At 33.8% G+C, this 13,765-nt stretch carries 12 protein-coding genes; 9 read left to right on the forward strand and 3 right to left on the reverse strand.

Features of this window, described 5'->3' with window-relative positions; genetic code table 11:
* Positions 1 to 73: 73 nt before the first annotated feature.
* Positions 74 to 1,195, reverse strand: a complete 1,122-nt coding sequence (locus H7355_RS00230) for a hypothetical protein (RefSeq protein WP_186643704.1) — start codon at positions 1,193 to 1,195, stop codon at positions 74 to 76.
* Positions 1,152 to 1,406: a hypothetical protein gene (locus H7355_RS00235; protein ID WP_130607697.1), complete on the reverse strand. Its 255-nt coding sequence runs from the start codon at positions 1,404 to 1,406 to the stop codon at positions 1,152 to 1,154. The genes H7355_RS00230 and H7355_RS00235 overlap by 44 nt, the downstream gene beginning before the upstream one ends.
* A gap of 235 nt (positions 1,407 to 1,641) precedes the next feature.
* Here H7355_RS00235 and H7355_RS00240 point away from each other — a divergent pair, with 235 nt between their 5' ends.
* The 4 genes from H7355_RS00240 (at position 1,642) to gap (ending at position 6,142) form a co-directional block, all read left to right on the forward strand.
* Entirely contained in the window at positions 1,642 to 2,979 is a 1,338-nt protein-coding gene (locus H7355_RS00240) for an LptF/LptG family permease (RefSeq protein WP_186643706.1), read from the forward strand.
* A gap of 3 nt (positions 2,980 to 2,982) precedes the next feature.
* Complete coding sequence (locus H7355_RS00245) at positions 2,983 to 4,074, forward strand: LptF/LptG family permease (protein ID WP_186643707.1); 1,092 nt, start codon at positions 2,983 to 2,985, stop codon at positions 4,072 to 4,074.
* A gap of 4 nt (positions 4,075 to 4,078) precedes the next feature.
* Positions 4,079 to 5,008 (forward strand): pentapeptide repeat-containing protein, encoded by a 930-nt coding sequence (locus H7355_RS00250; RefSeq protein ID WP_186643714.1) that lies wholly within the window; start codon positions 4,079 to 4,081, stop codon positions 5,006 to 5,008.
* 126 nt (positions 5,009 to 5,134) lie between these two features.
* Entirely contained in the window at positions 5,135 to 6,142 is a 1,008-nt protein-coding gene (gap, locus tag H7355_RS00255; RefSeq protein ID WP_186643721.1) for a type I glyceraldehyde-3-phosphate dehydrogenase, read from the forward strand.
* Positions 6,143 to 6,201: 59 nt separating this feature from the next.
* On the opposite strand, the gene H7355_RS00260 is transcribed toward gap, so the two are convergent.
* Positions 6,202 to 7,266, reverse strand: a complete 1,065-nt coding sequence (locus H7355_RS00260; RefSeq protein WP_186643723.1) for a hypothetical protein — start codon at positions 7,264 to 7,266, stop codon at positions 6,202 to 6,204.
* 225 nt (positions 7,267 to 7,491) lie between these two features.
* Between H7355_RS00260 and H7355_RS00265 the strand changes: the two genes are divergently transcribed.
* The 5 genes from H7355_RS00265 (at position 7,492) to H7355_RS00285 (ending at position 13,748) form a co-directional block, all read left to right on the forward strand.
* A complete protein-coding gene (locus tag H7355_RS00265) occupies positions 7,492 to 7,941 on the forward strand; it encodes a histone-like protein 2 (protein ID WP_130607708.1) in 450 nt (149 codons plus the stop codon).
* 46 nt (positions 7,942 to 7,987) lie between these two features.
* Positions 7,988 to 9,058, forward strand: a complete 1,071-nt coding sequence (locus H7355_RS00270) for an A/G-specific adenine glycosylase (RefSeq protein WP_186643725.1) — start codon at positions 7,988 to 7,990, stop codon at positions 9,056 to 9,058.
* A 31-nt stretch (positions 9,059 to 9,089) separates the two neighbouring features.
* Positions 9,090 to 10,616, forward strand: a complete 1,527-nt coding sequence (locus H7355_RS00275) for an aldehyde dehydrogenase family protein (protein WP_186643727.1) — start codon at positions 9,090 to 9,092, stop codon at positions 10,614 to 10,616.
* A gap of 833 nt (positions 10,617 to 11,449) precedes the next feature.
* Positions 11,450 to 12,535 (forward strand): hypothetical protein, encoded by a 1,086-nt coding sequence (locus H7355_RS00280; protein WP_186643729.1) that lies wholly within the window; start codon positions 11,450 to 11,452, stop codon positions 12,533 to 12,535.
* Between the two features lie 25 nt (positions 12,536 to 12,560).
* Complete coding sequence (locus H7355_RS00285) at positions 12,561 to 13,748, forward strand: HlyD family secretion protein (RefSeq protein ID WP_186643730.1); 1,188 nt, start codon at positions 12,561 to 12,563, stop codon at positions 13,746 to 13,748.
* Positions 13,749 to 13,765 lie beyond the last annotated feature (17 nt).

The raw sequence follows: 13,765 nt of genomic DNA on the forward strand, positions 1-13,765 counted from the left end.
AATAATTTTGACTCTTATACTTGATAAAGTTAGGAAACTCAGTCAAATATCATCTGAATTTATATTGAAATTATCAATGAGCAATTAAAATTGCATAAAAAATTGTAGCAACTATTAAATCAAGATGTGTAATGATCCCAATAAAAATACTTCGATCAGATAGCTCAAAAATCGTTCTAAACATGACAAGTCGTACAAATGGATGAATGGATTGGCTTCTCAAAGCACCAATGTCCCGCCAAATACGTACATTTTCAAATTTAAAAATATGATTTTTTGTATAACTAGCAGGGTAATATTGTTTTTGCAAATTTAGTTTTGCAATAAGGGCTTCATTCCATATTCGTAAAAATTTATTTATAATCATAAAAAATAAAATAAAACTTGCAACATTATATCTTGAAAATGCTGTACCAAAATAATGATTTACTAGATATAAAAAAGACAAAATTATTAGGAGACAAAACAATCGGATCCAGTATTTTGAATAAAACTCGTTTGGTCTTTCTTTAAAAGTTTCAACAGGTGAGTGTGGTTTGTGTTTTAATATAAAATTCCAAAAAAGAGCATCAATGGAACTCCATGCGATTAAATAAAAAGCAATGAGATCTGTGCGAATATATGAGTACCCATTCCGATATAAGTAAACTGATAAAAATAAGAGCGATAGAGCCATATAACAGCGAAAATCTGCTTTAGATATTTCATATTTATTATTGATATTCGGTATGGCCAGTTTCTTAATGTTTTTACAGAGAATATCTTTGATAAAATGAGAAGAAAGTTTTTTTTCTAGATGCAGAACACCAAGTTCAAATTTCCATTTTTTTATATTTGGGATTTGTGCTTGCCATTCTTGCGTAGCAGCGAGACGGACGAAGCCCAAAAAGAAACCAATAAGCGAGGTTAGCAATAATGAAATATGTAATTTTTCCGTCGTCAAAATTAGTAAAGTTATAAATGGAACTTTATCTGCAATTTTCCTTAAAAAATAAAAAAAAGTGTTAAATATTTTAAATTCAAAAGGCAAAATTAAAGAACGCCAGTGTAAATAATTAAATACATATGTTGTAAAGTAAGAAAGCCTGCCGGTGAGATAAACAATGACTATGCAGGTAAAAACAATACCAATATATGTTTGTAAGCAGAAGCTACTTAAGAAATTTACATTCATAAACGATTGGTTGAGTTCCATCTGGGCTCTTAATAAGGTTTTCATCCCGAGCTAGAGTAACTGTAGGATGATTGTTTTCTTCAAATAATGTGACTCCACAGTGAGGGCATTTTATTTCAACGTGACTTTCATTTTTTGTCCCTTCTTCATATACTAAATGAAATCGACGTCGGCATACGGCATTATCAATTAAACGTTTTTCGTATTTAACATTGCTAGATTGTTGGCTCATATCATTCCTCCATATCGAAAAGGCTAACAGCGGCTTGTTTGTAACGCAAGATAGAAGTAGTCTCAAGTTTCATTGAAATTGTTTTTCAGAGCAGAGGTTTTGCAATGTCATCGGTTTCTACGTACAGCAAATCAATTGCAGTCATGTTTTAAGCATTGCAATTATGAATTTCATAACATATGGGAATAACCTTGACTCAGTGCAGATTTTGCACGCTGTTTGATTTGGAGCCAGAATGGCCGTTTTACAAAAACTCGATCGTTTGATGGCAACTGAGATTATATCATTGACCTTCGTCATCACTGCAAGTCTCAGCTCTATTATGATAATGGGGAAATTGCCAAGATACGCTGATTTTCTTTTTTCGGCACCTGAAAGTGTCACAACATTTTTAATGTTGTTACTTTATATATTTCCTAATGTACTTAAATTAACAGTTCCTATATCTTTGTTACTTGCATCTGCTATTGTTACGATAAGAATGGCAGCTGATCGAGAACTAGAAGCCTGGATGTCCAGTGGCGTAAGTATATTTAGGTTTGCTGCAATGCCTACCTTTTTGGGTATAGCTGTTATGCTTATCTCATTGTTCAGTGCGCTTTATTTTGAGCCATACTCGACACAGCAGTTTAATAAATTTAAATGGATCCAGACGAGAGGTGTGGTTGAAGCGGTTCTTGCAAATACCATTCGAGAAAAATCATTTATCTACGATGTACCTTCTACTGAAAAAGTAAATATGTCACTTTATTTTCAGAAAGTTTCTTCAGATAAATCTGAATTTATGAACGTATTTATGGGTATTAAGCCACCTTCAGAGAATTTCTTCTCTGTCCTCGTATCAGAAACAGGTTCTTTAAAGAAAACGCAAAATTATGGATTACCCGATTATGTTTTCTCTTTACAAGATGGCACAGCCTATGCAGAACGTGAATCAAACGAAACTTTACCAGTATTGATCAAAGAGCATCCAAAAACATTTTATTTTTCAAAAAGTATCTCAGCTAAAATTGATCTAACTCAATTTCCTAAGCCTCAAGATTTAATTGTGACTCAGTTCAAAGATATGGATATATCTTTAGTGAATACATTTAAAAGTAAATTTAAGACCGATTCGACTTTTTCAGGTGGTGCTGATCAGTTATACCCAGCGGCTTATATAGAATTTTTAAAGCAACAAATAGATAATAGTCCAAATTGGAAAAATGATCGCTTGGTAATTGAAAAATTTCTTTTTATTTTAAAACAAGTCGCTGTACCTCTATCAACTTTATTTTTGCCCATCATAGGTGTTTGTTTAGGTATCCAAGATCCTCGGAGAAAACAGTATGGAGTCTATTTTGGAATTGGGCTCGTCATTTTTGCATTATATTCCTCTATGTCATTGTGCCAGCAGCTGATATTAAACTTTACCATAAGTCCAATATGTATGCTGTTTATCCCACCTAGCGTACTTATTTTTATTATACTTATTTTATTACGTTGGCGTTTACGTCACCCTCCTTCAACAGGTTTCATCGCTTTTGTGAGAGATGATTTATTTAAAATTAAATTTTTCACAAAAAAGGATTAAAATATGAGGATTTGGGTTTATTTTGTTTCGCAGTATTTAAAAACTGCGTTTGGTTTTTTATTTTTTGCATTAAGTCTTTATTTTGTTTTGACATATATGGAAGATAGTCAGCATTATTTTAATAAATATAAACCTTCAAATAGCACAATATTCTTTTATTACTTTTGGCAAGCACCATCGATTGCAATTCAATTTTTACCTTTTTCTGTACTTATATCAGGTATTGTAACAAATTGGATTTTAGCTAAACATGGGGAAATTGCTGCTCTCAGGGCAGCAGGATTATCTATGATGAAAATATCAATACCTCTTGTCAGTGTTGGTATATTATTTACTGCATTTCATTTTACTCTGAGTGAATTGATCTTACCAGAAAGTACAACACATTATTTAAAATTAAGAAATGTGGATATTGAAAAAAAGAAAATTGATAATGTATTTACTGAAAGCCAGTGGTTAAAAGCTACAAATACGATTTTACATTTTCATAAATATGATGAAGTGAAGCAGGAGCTTCTTAAAATTGAGTATTTTAAAGGAAACTATCCAAAAAGCTTAAGTGAAATTGTTCATGCACAGACGGGATATTTTGATGAAAATATTGGGAGATGGGTACTCCGCAATGCACTTGTTCGGCATTTAGAAAACACAAATACTTCAACAGTTACAGAAGTTAAACCTCTCTATGTGACGAATATTGATTTTGCTCCACCTAAAATATTGAATCGAGAGAGTGAATCAAGTCAATTGAGTTTTTGGCAATTGCGACGATTAATTGCAGAAGCAGAGATTGCAGGAACAAATATATCTGATAGAGTGATAGATCTTTATATGAAGATCAGCACTCCTTTCGCAAATATGCTGTTTCTTTTTTTAACATTGCCTTTTGCATTAAAAAAAGAACGGCAAGAAGAAACATATATTGGAATCGTTATCTGTCTTGTAGCCGCTCTCATATATTGGTTTGGAAATATGGCGCTGCGTAGTTTTGCTTTAAAAGGGGAACTCAATCCATTTTTAGCAGCATGGACTATGAATGTTTTAGTAGCAACTTTAAGTTATATGCTTATTAGAAAATTAGATAAAGGACAGTAATTATATGTTTGATTTAAATTTAATTCTAGATTCCGTTGCGAACGGAAAAATGAATGTTGAGAAAGCAAAAGCTCTGATTGAAAAAAATTATGTTTTAAAAAAGCCAAAAAAAGGAATATCTGAAGAATTTCATAATGCAAAAGAAGAATCGCAAGAAGGTTTAAAAAATGCTTTTGAAAAATTAAAAAAATCTGTAAATATTGATGAATTAATAAAAATATCAAGTAATTTAGTGAGTCAAATTTCGGAGAACATGCCGCAAATAGAAAAAATTCAAGAAAATTTAGCACATAATTTACAACCAATTGGCTTTTCTCCAAATATATCAGGTTTAGAGTCTAAACTTTCTGTATTTAGAGCTTTTCATGCGGGAACGGATTGCGTGATAAAAAATAATCTTGTTGTTGGCTCTCAATGGTTTGGTGTCAATATTTCTGAGAATTCTGAGATAAAAAATAATAAATTCACAGCGGTACAATTTTCTGAGTTGTCTATTCAGCGCTCCGATTTTTGTACTTCACAATTTAGTTTAGCTCGGTTAAGTAACGTAACAATGCAAGAAGCACGCCTTGAGAATAATAAATTTTCCAGAGCTTCAATTTCAGATGTTTGTGTCAGAGAATCAGATTTTACTGAAAATGTACTTATTAAATCAGATTTTTCTGAAACGACAATCTCTGGGAGTCGCCTGTCTCGGATGAGTTTTCATGCTGTCGATTTTCAAGATTGCGAAATTGAATCATGCGATATTCAGGGTGTTGATTTCGAAAACTGTAAATTCAAAGAATGTATTTTCTCAAATCTTACAATTATTATGGATGAGCCATTAAAAGTGAACGGGCGTAATATTGTTGGCAGAAATTTCTCGGACTGTAAAAATGCCGAAGAATTTTTAAATCTTCTCGATAGCACTCACAACGATTCTCTTATTTGATACTTGCAGAATTGTATCTTTTTTCAGATATATGTATCTGAGTTATGAACGAAGGTCATTTATGTGATTTCGTTCTCAAATGAAAAGGCTATCTTATTGCCTTTTTTCAAATTTTGGAGGTTTTTCATGACTATTAAGGTTGGTATCAATGGTTTTGGGCGCATTGGCCGTTGTGTCCTCAGAGCATTAAAAAATGAGCGCGATATAGAAGTATGTCTTATAAATGATTTGACCGATGCCAAGACTCTTGCGCATCTTTATAAATATGATTCTATTCACGGTAAGGCACAACAAGCAGTAGAAGCAAAAGAAAATTCACTTCTCCTCGATGGTAAAGAAATTAAAATTTCGGCAATTCGCAATCCAGCTGAAATTCCTTGGGCAGCTAATGGTGTTGATATCGTACTTGAGTGCACTGGTTTATTTACAGAGGGTGAAAAAGCAAGTGCCCATTTAAAAGGTGGAGCAAAAAAAGTCATCCTCAGTGCTCCTGGTAAATCAATCGATAAAACAATTGTAATTGGTGTGAACGATGAAGAGTACGATATTGCAAAACATAATATTGTGAGCAATGGATCTTGTACAACAAACTGTCTTGCGCCTTTAACAAAAGTAATTCATGAAAAATTTGGCGTGAAAAAAGGTCTTATGACAACAATTCACTCCTATACGAACGACCAAAATATTCTTGATCTTCCACATAAAGATTTGCGCCGCGCACGTGCAGCTGCACTGAGCATGATTCCAACAACGACTGGTGCTGCAAAAGCAATTTCAGAAGTGATTCCTTCACTTGCTGGTAAATTAAATGGTTTTGCCGTGCGTGTACCAACTCCAAACGTGTCACTCGTTGATGTTACGTTTGAACTTGAAAAATCAGTTACAGCAAAAGATATCAACGCAGCTCTTAAATCAGCAGCAGAAGGCGCATTAAAAGGAATTTTAGGCTACTCTGAAGAGCCACTTGTGAGCTGCGATTATAATGGTTGTTCTAATAGTTCTACAATTGATGCAGAATACACAACAGTCATTGGTGAGAATATGGTTAAAGTTCTTTCTTGGTATGATAACGAAGCTGGATTTAGCAATCGTATGGTTCAACTCACACGTCTTGTTGCCACTGGCAAATTATAATTTTGAAAGTTTTAATATTAAACTTTAAAAATAAAACCTATGACTGAACGTTATAGGTTTTATTTTTTCTGCTGAATTCTAGTTTTACCATACCATAAATTTCTATCATATGAGCGTTTTAAGGCCGATTCAGCTAATGTCTCAAACAATTGAATATAATTTATCCCTAACTTTTCTGCCATCATTGGGAGGACACTATAATAGTAAGATATTCCAGGTAACGTATTTGCCTCTAAAAAATATACATTTCCTTTTTCATCGCAACGCCAATCCATTCTAACAAAATCTTTCATATCAAGAAATTGAAATAGATCTTCAGTGCCTTTTTTAATTATTTTTTCTATTTTTTTTGTGAGTTTGGGAAAAGTTACTTTTTCACCCATATATTCTTTAGATTTGTTTGTAAGACCATAAATTCCATCATCAACTTCAATTTGCGCAATTGGTAGATTCTGAATGGGAGTGCCAATTATTCCAGACGTGTATTCCTCCCCATTTAGAAATTTTTCAATTAACACTCCGTGTGGGTACTTTTCTAATAATGCGTATGTGATTTTTTCAGTATGTGATTTAGAATTTGAAATTGAATACGATGCATTAATTCCCATTCCAGATCCTTCCCCGTCAGGTTTTATAAAATGTGTTTCGTTAAAAAAATTTCTTGGGACATTCCTTAAGTCTTTTGGATTTTTGATTATATAAAAAGGACTCGTGGGAATATTAAGATATTGGCATGTTAATTTGATTTGAGATTTGCTCATGCAAATAGATTGAGTAAATGGATCTGATCCTATAATTGGAATTCCAGATATTTCACAAAGAGATGGAATCCAACCTTCACGTGCAAGTGATCCCCAACCTTCTACAACAGAATGAATAAGTGAACATTGAGAACTCTTCTCACTCCAATTCTTTAGAAATGAATTATCCATGGGAAAAAGAATTACAGAAAAACCAATCTCTTCCCAAGTCTGAATGATTTTTTCGATCGTATTTTGTGTTTCCCATTCACCACTTGCATCATCTGGAAAAATCATTTGCTCTGAATTTTCAAGTTTCATTGGTAGATCATAGACAAACCCAAGTGTTAGTTTTTTATTTTTTCTTTCAAAATTTTGTCTCATGTTTTTCTTCCTTCTTAGAAAATGACTTAATCATATGTTGTGTCTTTGACGATGCATCCGTGTGTTAAAAAGATATCCTTGTCTTACAAGGAAAAATAATTTCTTAATAAAAATTTATAAAAAATGGTATTGCCACTACCATTTTTTTTTGGCATGAGTTAAATTATCTTTGAACCGTGATTGTGAAAACGGTTTGTAATTCTTTTTTTGAAAGGAGAGTGTTTCATGGCTGAAACAAAGCGTAAGAAAACGGGTGCGAAAAAATCAACTGCAAGAAAAACAACTAAAAAAGCAGGAAAGAAACCAGTTGCAAAGAAAAAGAAAGTAGCAGGAAAGAAACCAGCGAAGAAAACCACTGCAAAGAAAAAAACAGTTAAAAAAACAACTAAGAAAACTGGAGCGAAAAAAACAACTCGCAAGACCACTGCGAAGAAAAAAACTGGTAAACGCGGTCGTCCAGCAGGAAGCACTGCAAAGAAACGCGGTCGTCCAGCGAAGTCTTCTACAAAGAAACGCGGTCGTCCAAAGAAGGCAGTTGTTAAAACTCCAAAGAAACGCGGTCGTCCTAGTAAACTTGATAAATTAAAACAATCAATGAGACGCGGTCGTCCAAGAAAAACTTCTGAAAAAACTCCTGTTATCAATGACACAATGACAGAACAGGGAGCATTATAATTTAAGCGCAAAATAAATTATTTCTATTTTGTGCTTATTTTTTATTATGAGCCAATTTTCAAAAGATCTTATAGCGTGGTACCAAACGAATAAGCGAACATTTCCTTGGCGTGAGAATATTAATGTATATCACACTTGGATTTGTGAAGTTATGAGTCAGCAGACGACTTTAGCTGTTGTTTTGCCACGTTTTAAAGAATTTATAAATGAACTTCCCGATCTTCCATCACTCGCCAATTGTTCTGATGAAAAACTTAGAAAATTATGGGTTGGTCTAGGTTATTATGCCCGAGCACGTAATTTAAGAAATGGTGCAAAATATATATTAGAAAATTTTAAAAATAAATTTCCATCTTCTAAAGATGAATGGTTAAAGGTGCCAGGATGTGGACCCTATACAGCATCGATAATATCAAGCATTTGTTTTAATGAACCAGTAGCTTGTGTTGATGGAAATGTCATTCGTGTTGTCAGTCGAATTCTTGGAATGTCCGAAGGAGTTTGGGAAAAAATAGGTCAAGAGAAAATATCTTGTTACGTTAACGAATGTATTCCCAAAAATTCACCAGGATGTTTTAACCAAGCTATGATGGATCTTGGGGCTACGGTTTGTAAAAAACAAAATCCAAACTGTCAAGAATGTCCTGTAAAAAAATATTGCAGTGCACTTAAAAAAAATATTATTTCTATATGCCCGCCCAATAAACCAAGAAAAGCTTTTCAAGCGGAAAATATTTTTGCTCTCTTATTACAAAGAAATAAAAATTCAGAATTTTCTTTAATATTGAGAGATAAAGGTTTCTTGGCGAAAACCAAAGGCTTTCCTCTCTTATGTTCAAAAGAAGGACATACTAAGGAAAAAATTATAGAGGTTTTAAAAAAATTAAAGTTAAATGGTACATGCTTAGAAAAAACATTTATGCATTCTATCACACATCATAAAATTACGGGTCATACTTTTTTAATCGAATGTGATGAAGATAATAATAAAGTGAAAAAACTTTTAAAAACTTTTGCACTGAATGAAAAAAATGACTGGTTTGACCTTCCGCAATTGCAACAGAATATTTCATCTTCACTTGACCAAAAGGTGTTAAAAACCCTATTCTCAAAATAGATCTTATAAATTCTATTTTGGGGAGTTCTTCATGACGAATAATTTGAGTCTTATTCCTCCTTATATTAATGGGCGATTTTCTGCGTTAAATAAACCTGAAAGAGTATTTTCAATAAATAATCCAGCTAATCCAACAGATATATTAGCTTCTGCTGGGTGGGGCAAAGATCTGGTCGATCCAGTTATTCAGGGAATGAAAGCTGCTCAGAAAAAATTTAATTTAGTTTCTTTAGAAGAAAGATTAAATTATATAAAAAAATTTATTGGGTATTTGAATGAAAATGCAGATGAAATTAAAAGTAACATGATGCTTGAGCTTGCTCGATCACGTGTTTCGGTCGAAGAAGAATGGAAACTGTGTGAAAAATTATTTAAAGCTCTTCCTGACTTTTGCCAACAAATCCTCTCTATTAAAAAAGATGAGGAAGGATGGGAATGGAAATACTCACCCCTCGGACTTGTTTTGATATCTTCGAATATAGCTTTGCCAGTCTATTCGTTGCTTTGTGGAGTTTTACCTGCACTCGCCAGTGGCAATGCTGTTTGCATGCGGCCTTCGTCACATTGTTTACTTTCTGGCTCACTTTTAGCGAGCGGATTTCATCAAGCATCCTTTCCTGAAGGTGCTGTGCAGATTGTCTACGGAGATTTTGAAGTGTTCCGTAGATTGGTTTTAAGTCATCAATTTGACACTATTTTATACACAGGAGGGGAAGAAAGTCTTGAACAGATTCGCCGTGACACACAAGGACAGCAAAATGCGCGCTTGGTCCTATGTGGTGGTGGCAAAAATGCTGCATATGTTTCTGCTTCTGCGAATATGGATAAGGCCATTGCTAAAATTATTCATGGTGTCTGTCTGGATGCAGGTCAAAGGTTGGAATCGACAAGTCTTGCTTTTGTAGACAAAAAAATCTTTAGCGAATTTCAAGATAAATTTGTTTCTTCAATTAAAAGTATGCCCATTGGTGTCAGGGAAGATCTTGCGCGCTCTGATATTCATGTCATGGAACCTCTTTGTAGTGTAAATGCTTGGGAGCGTTATTTGCGTTTTCAAGGAATAGCAGCGCGTGAATCCGACGAAACATTGCGCTGGGGAAAACCCATCGATAATGGTGGCAATGGATATTTTGTCTCTCCCGGTGTGCATCTGATGAAGCTCGAGAAAGTTTTAAAAAGTATTTATGCGTCCAATGCCTTCTTTGGTCCTGATATCTGTCTTGTTCCTGTAGACAATAAAGAAGAAGTGATTTCTGTCCTCGATAATTTAGGAGCGACTCGCTGTTTGGGCATTCATAGCCAATATGCCGAAGAAGCCCAAGAAATGCGTCGCTCTTCAAATGTGCCTTCTTTGCTATGGAACAGTGCAACAACGGATTTAAATCCGTTGTTACCAAGTATTGGTCGTGGCAAAGCAGGTAATAGCTATATAACAGGTTTGCATTTTATTTATTCTACAGTGTATCCACAAACTCTGAATCTGTCTTTGCCTAATGGTGTTACAGAAAGTGATTTTAAAGAAGTGAAGAAAGGAAAGAAAACAACTGCGAAAACGTAGCCGTTGTTTATTTCCAAATGTATTTTAAAAGCAAAATGAAAAAGTGAATAATGAATCCGAAAAAGATTTCATTTTGATTATTTTTTAAGCTAAAATTTTTGAAATATTTTGCCAATTGGAGTTTAATCATTTCGCCGTTGATGGAAATATTGATATTGACTAAACGAGAGTTATAGATTAACTTAAGTTTGTTATCTTTCATATCTGCTCCTTTGTATATATTTTTATTTGTTCTCAAAAAATCCACATATTTTGAGAAATAAATTTGGCAAACAAATATTTTCGTCATTCCTTACTCAAAATATTTGCAATATTTTGAGTAAGGAATGGTGTTTATGCGAATGTAAAAAATTGGTATTTTTTAGTGCATCAGGCTCCTCTTATTAAAAAGTGATTGTATCAATTGAAATTAGGTAGTTTTTAAATAAGAGCTCGTAGAATCACAGGAACGTTTATATTTGTAACAGTTAAAAATCACTTTAGATCAATGAAATGAAGAGGGCAAGCTATCAGCAAAAAAATCTACATCCCTAATTTATAAAGAAATATTCAAAAATTTTTCTGTTTATAAAATTTTATATTTTCAAATATTTGTTTTTATATATATTTTAATTTTTTAAAATTCTTAATTTATTATTAAAATATCCAGAATAAATTTACAAATATTAAATATTTATTAATAATATCTAATATTTGTAAAATATATAAAAAATTTTGGTAATATTTGAGTGTGCAAAAAAACATCACTTAGAAAAAAACTGACATTATCAAACTGAATTAAACTTCCGATAAATATAAAAATTATTAAATAAACAGCTGAAAAGAGTGAAGCATTGCCCTTTTTAATTCTACCCCCCACAGTTATGATTTCGGAAAATCCAGAGACAGCTTCTGCCACTTTGGCACGAGCAAAAGCTTATCAGGAACAACTTCTTCAACAACTGGGTCTTGGTAAAAATCAAGAGCAGCCCCCTATTACGAAAGGCGCGTATCGCGGTACACGGATTTTTATATGGAATAAAAACTACAATGCATATTTACCTAGCTATTTTATTTTTCCTACAGGCTTAAAACAAAGTAACGAATTTTTAGAAACAGCCTCTCTCGTACGCCATGCGGATTGCATGCATCTGGGCTCGGTCTGGCAAATAAAAAATAAAGCGTTTGTACCTATTCAATTGGAAAATTCGAATGCAAATATGAGTCAAATTGCGGATCGCAATTTTGCCGATAAATCACCTGTACGTTTGGATTCCTTTTATAATTTTCGCGCAGAATACCGCATACAAAATATTTTAGAATCATTTATTGGTGAAAATCTTGCAGCCAAAGGTGTGCAAAATTTAACCAATCTCTCGCGGATTGCGTGTAAAGGAATTTATGCTAAAGAATTTTTAGTAGATAAAGCTCTGGAATACCCAGCGAGAGCGCATCGCGATATTATTATAAATATCTCTGCTTCGCTCTTGCAGGAAAAAGAAACTTGGCCTAAAGTCACATACAAAGCACAACTGAATTCTGGGGTTTTTGCTGAAAAGCATGAGGATTTAATTGCTGAGAAGAATGAAAATTATTTCAATCCTCCACAGATATCTCAGCAAATTATTGAAAAGGTTTTACCAAATTTACAGGATTTAAAGCTAGATGAATTTAAAATAATTCGCCGTTACCGTGGATGGGTTTATTTAAATCGTGGTCGCGCTTATGGCTTAAAAATTGGGATGCGTTTGGTTGGACCAAATCACTCTACCTTTCACATTATTCGATATTTGCCAGAGGTAAATGGGGAAATTGATTCTTGTATTGCTTTTATCCGTTATGAAGATAAAGAAAAACCTATTGTCGTAGGTGATATTTTAAAAATGGATCCAACCCTCTTTCCAAAACCTAAAATATCGGATAATACCCTTAATAAGTGAATGTTCATTTATAAAGGAAAATTTAATGCTGCAAAATAAATTTCGTGATTTTAAAAAAAAGAAATCAGCAAAAGTTTTTATTGGGATTTCCAGTGCTTCAATTTTATTTTTGTGTGTTTACTGGCTATTTACCTTTGGCAATGAAAGCACCGATGCATCGCAAATTGAAGGGCATATCGTAACAGTTTCACCTCAAATATCAGGAAAAATTGTAAAAATTTATGTGTCAGACAATCAAAATATCAATGAAGGAGAGCCGCTAGTTGAACTTGACAGTGAGCAACAAAAAGTTGAGGTGGCTCTTGCGACAGCAGATTTAGAAGCAGCAAAAGCTTCACTCACTCAAGCTGAATCAGAACTTTCGCGCATGGATAAAAATTATTTAGCGACTCTCACTCAAGCTAAAGGAGGGCTGACGCAAGCCAGTTCTGGGGTTATATCTAGCGCAGAGGCAGTGAAACAGGCAAAGGCAAATCTCGAATCAACTGTCAGTGCGGAGGCTCTCGCAAAGAAAAACTTAGATCGCTATCTCAGTTTGAAAAACCAAGGAGCTGTTTCTCAAGCTGAACTCGACAATCAGCAGAATCAGTATGAACAAGCGCGCGCGGCGCTTCGCTCTGCACAAGCACAAGTGGCAAGTATGCAAGCATCTCGCACTCAGTCTACTGGTGGATTACAACAGGCAAAAGGACAGCTTTTACAAGCCGAGTCTTTAGAAAATCAGGTTAAATCCTTTGCTGCTGCTGTAAATTTAGCACAAGCTAAAGTGAAAAAAGCAGAAGCTGTGCTTGATCAAGCAAAATTAAAATTAAGTTACACCCTTATTAAAGCTCCATTTTCTGGAACAGTGTCCAATAAAACAGTCGAAATTGGAAAAATTGTACAAGCAGGTTCACCCCTTTTATCGATTGTTTCTTTATCTGACACATGGGTAGTCGCTAACTTTAAAGAAAATCAACTAAAAAATATGCGACCTGGGCAAAAAGTAAAAATCAAAGTGGATAGTTTTCCAGCAAAAACAATTACTGGGGTTGTAAAAGGATTGTCAGGTGCTTCGGGGGCGACTTTTGCATTATTGCCACCAGATAATTCGGCGGGAAATTTTGTTAAAGTTACACAGAGATTTCCAGTAAAGATAGAAATCACTACCAGACCAGATGATATTATTTTAAGACCAGGGATGAGCACAGTTGTTACAGTAGCAACTCGATAAAATCAATTTTAATTATT

It is taken from the genome of Fluviispira vulneris (genome assembly GCF_014281055.1).
GTDB classification, from domain to species: Bacteria; Bdellovibrionota_B; Oligoflexia; order Silvanigrellales; family Silvanigrellaceae; genus Silvanigrella; species Silvanigrella vulneris.

What these genes read in the sequence shown, in the direction of transcription:
- H7355_RS00265 (WP_130607708.1), top strand. Translation starts at nt 7,492, where the DNA reads ATGGCTGAAACAAAGCGTAAGAAAACGGGTGCGAAAAAATCAACTGCA.
- H7355_RS00285 (WP_186643730.1), top strand. Translation starts at nt 12,561, where the DNA reads ATGCTGCAAAATAAATTTCGTGATTTTAAAAAAAAGAAATCAGCAAAA.
- H7355_RS00275 (WP_186643727.1), top strand. Translation starts at nt 9,090, where the DNA reads ATGACGAATAATTTGAGTCTTATTCCTCCTTATATTAATGGGCGATTT.
- H7355_RS00260 (WP_186643723.1), bottom strand. Translation starts at nt 7,266, where the DNA reads ATGAGACAAAATTTTGAAAGAAAAAATAAAAAACTAACACTTGGGTTT.
- H7355_RS00230 (WP_186643704.1), bottom strand. Translation starts at nt 1,195, where the DNA reads ATGGAACTCAACCAATCGTTTATGAATGTAAATTTCTTAAGTAGCTTC.
- H7355_RS00235 (WP_130607697.1), bottom strand. Translation starts at nt 1,406, where the DNA reads ATGAGCCAACAATCTAGCAATGTTAAATACGAAAAACGTTTAATTGAT.
- gap (WP_186643721.1), top strand. Translation starts at nt 5,135, where the DNA reads ATGACTATTAAGGTTGGTATCAATGGTTTTGGGCGCATTGGCCGTTGT.
- H7355_RS00245 (WP_186643707.1), top strand. Translation starts at nt 2,983, where the DNA reads ATGAGGATTTGGGTTTATTTTGTTTCGCAGTATTTAAAAACTGCGTTT.
- H7355_RS00240 (WP_186643706.1), top strand. Translation starts at nt 1,642, where the DNA reads ATGGCCGTTTTACAAAAACTCGATCGTTTGATGGCAACTGAGATTATA.
- H7355_RS00250 (WP_186643714.1), top strand. Translation starts at nt 4,079, where the DNA reads ATGTTTGATTTAAATTTAATTCTAGATTCCGTTGCGAACGGAAAAATG.
- H7355_RS00270 (WP_186643725.1), top strand. Translation starts at nt 7,988, where the DNA reads ATGAGCCAATTTTCAAAAGATCTTATAGCGTGGTACCAAACGAATAAG.